This is a genomic window from Candidatus Methylomirabilota bacterium (assembly GCA_035936835.1).
Taxonomy (GTDB): Bacteria; Methylomirabilota; Methylomirabilia; order Rokubacteriales; family CSP1-6; genus AR37.
The window spans coordinates 1-4,704 of the sequence record DASYVT010000079.1; the positions used below are offsets into that span (position 1 = coordinate 1).

The following is a 4,704-nucleotide window of genomic DNA, read 5'->3' on the forward strand; positions in this document are numbered from 1 at the left end:
AATCTGCCCGACGCGTCCGTCCCCCCCGGGCAGACGGAGGACAAGAACGTCGAGATCCGCCGCTGGGGCGCGTTGCGCGAGTTCGCCTTCGCGCCAAAGCCGCACGAGGAAATCGGCGAGGCGCTCGGCCTCATGGACTTCGAGCGGGCCGCGCGGATGTCCAAGTCGCGCTTCGTCGTGCTGTGGGGTCCGCTCGCGCGGCTCGAGCGTGCGCTCACTGACTTCATGCTCGATCTGCACACCCGTGAGCACGGCTACACCGAGGTCTGGGTGCCGCACCTCGTGAACGCCACGACAGTGCAGAACAACGGGCTCCTGCCAAAGTTCGAGGAGCAGCAGTTCAAGACCGTCGAGCCGGATGAGGACCGCACGCTCTATCTCATCCCGACTGCCGAGGTGCCGGTGACCGCTCTCCACACGGGCGAGACGCTGCCGGAGGGGACGCTGCCCAGGCGCTACGTGTCCTTCACGCCCTGCTACCGGCGCGAGGCAGGCACGTACGGCAAGGACATGAAGGGGATGATCCGCCATCACCAGTTCGACAAGGTCGAGCTGGTCAAGGTTACGACGCCGGCCCAGTCGCCCGGGGAGCTCGAGACGTTGGTCCTGAACGCCGAGGAGGTGCTCAAGCGTCTCGAGATCCCGTATCGCGTGGTGCTCCACTGCGCGGGGGACATGGGGTTCCAGGCGACGAAAAGCTACGACGTCGAGGTGTGGCTGCCGGGGCAGGGGAAATACCGCGAGATCTCGTCGTGCTCGGACTGCGGCGCCTTCCAGGCGCGGCGCGCGGAGATCCGTTACAAGCCCGACGGCGGCGGAAGGCCCGAGTTCTGCCACACGCTGAACGGTTCGGGGCTGGCCGTAGGACGCACGCTGATCGCGGTCCTCGAGAACTACCAGGAAGCCGACGGCGCCGTGACGGTGCCGGCGGCGCTCAAGCCATACATGGGCGGGCTCGAGCGCATCGGGCCCGCGTGATTGTGCTGCGGAGGGGTGGCCGAGTCTGGTTTAAGGCGCCGGTCTTGAAAACCGGAATCCCGCAAGGGGTCGGGGGTTCGAATCCCTCCCCCTCCGCCAATTATCATTTATCCGCAACAGGGCATCCTCAACATGGCCAAGCCATGTTGACCGTGGGCGAGATCACCGTTGGGCGCTCACGACGTGACGGACACCTCCACGATTGAGGCGGGTGCGCTTCCGTTCGGCTTCACAACGAGCTGGCGGTCATGGAAGGCGCGGAGCGAACTGCGGTGCCCTACGCTGAGCACGGCCGTGCCGCGCAGGCGGTCACGGACCAGTTGGTAGAGCCGCGTTTCTGCCGCCTCGTCCACCGCGGAGGTTGCTTCGTCGAGGAAGAGCCAGTCGGGTTTCTGAACCAGGGCGCGGGCGAAGGCAATTCGCTGCTGCTCGCCCGGGGAAAGCTGGAGCGCCCAGTGGCCGGCCTCGTCGAGGCGGCCGGCGAGCTCCGGCAGGCCCACCGCCTCGAGCGCCTCGCGCAGGACCTGGTCGTCGAGTTCTCCCGCGGGCAATCCCCCCGCCGGCGTCGGATAGCTGATGACCTCCCTGAGCGTCCCGATGGGCAGATAGGGTTTCTGGGGCAGAAATAGCACGGGACCCCGCGGGACACGAATCTCGCCTCGACCGAATGGCCAGATGCCCGCGATGGCCCGGATGAGCGTGCTCTTTCCGGCGCCGGACGGTCCCGAGAGAAGCGCCGATTCGCCGGGCGCGAGCGCAAGATTCACGCCCGAGATGAGCGCGGTGCCTCCGGGCAGGGCGAGATCGACGTTCTCGACGGCCAGCGCGAGCGCGTCGCCGGCCACGCGCCGGATTCCGTCGCGGGCGCCGGCCTGGGCGCGCACCCGGTCGAGCGCCTCCTCGAAGCCCACGAGCCGCTGGACCACCGAACGCCACTCGGCGATGTCCGTGTAGGAAGACACAATGAACGACAGTGAATCCTGTACCTGGCCGAATGCCGTTGCGGTCTGGACGAGCCCGCCCAGGGGGATCTCGCCCCGGAAGTACCGCGGCGCCGCCACCACGAAGGGGAAGATGATCGCCGCCTGGCCGTAGCCCGCGGTGAACCACGTCAATCGTTTCTGCTGGCGCATGATGTCCCACCAGTTGCGGACCACCGAGCCGAAGCGGGTCCTGAAATTTCGCAACTCGTCGGGCTCGCCATGGTACAGGGCCACGCCCTCGGTGTTCTCGCGGAAGCGCACGAGGCCGAAGCGGAAATCCGCCTCGTATCGCTGCCGGTCGAAATTCATGCGTACCAGCGGCCGGCCGATGCGGTCGGTGAGCCACGTGCCGACAATCGCGTAGACGAGGGCTGCCCAAACCATGTAGCCGGGGATGGTGACGAGAAAGCCGCCGACGGGCAGGGTCACCGCGCCGGAGAGGCCCCACAGGATCGCGATGAAGGAGACCAGGGTGACCACGGCGCGCATGCCCCCGATCCCGAGCACCAGCGTGCCGGTCACGAAGAGCCGCAGGTCCTCGGCGATGCGCTGGTCCGGGTTGTCGGTCTCGCCGCCGGCGAGTTGCATGCGGTAGTACGCCGTGTCCCTGAGCCACTCCCCGAGGTACCGCTCGGTCAGCCAACGCCGCCAGCGAATCTGGAGCATCTGGTTCAGGTAGAGCTGGTACACGGCGACGATGATGAAGCTGCCCGCCAGCCACGTGAAGCGGAAGAGCTGCTGGACGAAAACGTCGTAGTTCTTGTCCTGGAGCGAGTTGTAGAAGGTGTTGTTCCACTTGTTCAGCAACACGTTGATGAAGACGATGCCGAGATTCAGCGTGATGACGGCCAGGAGCAGCCCCCAGGCCGCCCAGCGGTCCTCGGAAAACCAGTACGGCCGCGTTAGCGCCCAGGCGTTGCGGAGCAATCGGCGGAGGCGACTCATGGTGGGTTCTCCCGGCTGGTTGGGGTTCATTGGGCAAGCATAGGCCGAGATGGAGGTTCTGGGTAGTCGCTGGGTCGCGAATGCCTTATACTCTGTGGGCTTGACTGTACGGAGAGGTGGCCGAGTCGGCCGAAGGCAGCCGCCTGCTAAGCGGTTACAGGGGCAAAACCTCTGTCCCGGGTTCGAATCCCGGCCTCTCCGCCAGACGCGCCCTTAGCTCAGTTGGATAGAGCGTCGGACTACGAATCCGAAGGCCAGAGGTTCGACTCCTCTAGGGCGCACCATCGCGGGCAGGGGGGCGGATGCCCGTCCCCCTGCCCATGACCAACGTGGCGGGAATGGAGACGGCCGAAGCCGAGGACGCGCGGCGCATGGGGCTGGCGCTGGAGGAAGCCCGGCGCGCCGAGGCGGCCGGCGAAGTGCCGGTGGGCGCCGTGGTGGTGCTGGACGGCCGGGTCATCGGCCGCGGGCACAACCGGGTGATTGCGGCGGCCGATCCGACCGCGCATGCAGAGATCATCGCGTTGAGAGACGCGGCGCAGGCGGTTCGCAATTACCGGCTGGCCGGCGCCGATCTCTACACGACGGTGGAGCCGTGCCCGATGTGTTGCGGCGCCGCGGTCAACGCGCGGGTCACGCGGGTTGTCTACGGCGCGGCGGATCCGAAGGCGGGCGCCGCGCGGACGCTGTACCGGCTGCTGGACGACCCGCGGTTGAACCACCAGGTGACGGTGGTGGCCGGGGTGCAAAGCGCGGAGTGCGGAGCGCTCCTGAGCGAGTTCTTTCACAAGAAAAGAGCGTAAGTGGCGCGGAGGGGTGGCCGAGCCCGGTTGAAGGCGTCCGACTCGAAATCGGATAGGGGCGCAAGTCCCTCGGGGGTTCAAATCCTCTCCCCTCCGCCAATTAACTTTTGCACCTGGAGGCGCCTTCGCCGGGCTCCGGCGCCCCAGGGTCGGGCAGTCAAGGCGTGAAGAGATTGAATTGCGTAGCGTGGGAGGGGTGGCCGAGTGGCCGAAGGTGCGGCACTGGAAATGCCGTGTAGGGGTAACTCTACCGTGGGTTCGAATCCCACCCCCTCCGCCATATTTTCCGTCGTGAGGTTTCCTGTTGTGAGGCGTCGGAGGTCACGTCGGTTGGCGAGAAGGGTCCAGCTGCGAGGCGGCGCGCGAAGGCTGCACGCGAGGCGTACTCTCCGTACGTTGAGCGTGCAGCCGAGCGCGCCAACGAAGCAGATGGGCCCTTATCGACGACCGGCAACGGTTGGCCGTGCTAGACGGGGAGGTAGCGGTGCCCTGTAACCCGCAATCCGCTACAGCGGGGTTGAATTCCCTCTTGAGGGCCGTTCGTGTCGAATGAGCCTCGCGGGACGGTGTTGAAGGTTGGGCCCCACGCAACGAGCCGCGTCGAATCCCGCCAGACCCGGAAGGGAGCAACGGTAAGGCGTTTCACTCGTGTGCCGTGGGAGTACCTGACCGGAGCCGGCTCCGCTTGGAGATCGCGGGACGGGCGGTTCGATGGCGGGTGCACGGTCTTGATTCAGCGATGACGTACCAGGTGCTGGCGCGGAAGTGGCGGCCGCAGGTGTTCGCGGCCGTCGTGGGGCAGGATCCGGTGACGCGCACGCTGCAGAACGCGCTGGCGTCGGGCCGCGTGGCGCACGCGTATCTCTTCACGGGCCCTCGCGGCGTCGGCAAGACCACGACGGCGCGGCTCCTGGCCAAGGCGCTGTCGTGCACGAATCGCACCGGGCCCGAGGCTTGCGGCGCCTGTCCCTCCTGCCTAGACTTCGTCTCAGGCG

Annotated in this window: 4 protein-coding genes, 5 tRNA genes and 1 other RNA gene; 9 read left to right on the plus strand and 1 reads right to left on the minus strand. The window is 67.0% G+C overall.

The annotated features are described in order from the left end of the window. Both serS and VGV06_06740 read left to right on the plus strand, forming a co-directional pair. The coding region (serS, locus tag VGV06_06735) for a serine--tRNA ligase (GenBank protein ID HEV2054856.1) at positions 1 to 978 on the plus strand (978 nt) is incomplete at its 5' end. A gap of 9 nt (positions 979 to 987) precedes the next feature. After that, positions 988 to 1,077, plus strand: a tRNA-Ser gene (locus tag VGV06_06740). Positions 1,078 to 1,154: 77 nt separating this feature from the next. On the opposite strand, the gene VGV06_06745 is transcribed toward VGV06_06740, so the two are convergent. Continuing rightward, positions 1,155 to 2,906 carry an ABC transporter ATP-binding protein/permease gene (locus VGV06_06745; protein ID HEV2054857.1) on the minus strand — a complete coding sequence of 584 codons (1,752 nt, stop codon included), beginning with the start codon at positions 2,904 to 2,906 and terminating at the stop codon, positions 1,155 to 1,157. A gap of 110 nt (positions 2,907 to 3,016) precedes the next feature. Here VGV06_06745 and VGV06_06750 point away from each other — a divergent pair. The 7 genes from VGV06_06750 to VGV06_06780 form a co-directional block, all read left to right on the plus strand. Continuing rightward, positions 3,017 to 3,110: transfer RNA gene (locus VGV06_06750), tRNA-Ser, on the plus strand. 3 nt (positions 3,111 to 3,113) lie between these two features. Continuing rightward, positions 3,114 to 3,190, plus strand: a tRNA-Arg gene (locus tag VGV06_06755). A gap of 18 nt (positions 3,191 to 3,208) precedes the next feature. Further along, positions 3,209 to 3,709, plus strand: coding sequence for a tRNA adenosine(34) deaminase TadA (gene tadA, locus VGV06_06760; protein ID HEV2054858.1), 501 nt, complete (start codon positions 3,209 to 3,211; stop codon positions 3,707 to 3,709). Positions 3,710 to 3,716: 7 nt separating this feature from the next. Beyond that, positions 3,717 to 3,808 (plus strand) — tRNA-Ser (locus VGV06_06765). 91 nt (positions 3,809 to 3,899) lie between these two features. Then, positions 3,900 to 3,989, plus strand: a tRNA-Ser gene (locus VGV06_06770). 181 nt (positions 3,990 to 4,170) lie between these two features. Then, positions 4,171 to 4,435: signal recognition particle sRNA large type (gene ffs, locus VGV06_06775), an RNA gene on the plus strand. Between the two features lie 13 nt (positions 4,436 to 4,448). After that, on the plus strand, positions 4,449 to 4,704 hold a 256-nt coding region (locus VGV06_06780), incomplete at its 3' end, for an AAA family ATPase (protein HEV2054859.1).

Excerpts from the sequence above, each read along its gene's own strand:
- VGV06_06745 (HEV2054857.1), bottom strand. The coding sequence starts at position 2,906 with ATGAGTCGCCTCCGCCGATTGCTCCGCAACGCCTGGGCGCTAACGCGG.
- tadA (HEV2054858.1), top strand. The coding sequence starts at position 3,209 with ATGCCCGTCCCCCTGCCCATGACCAACGTGGCGGGAATGGAGACGGCC.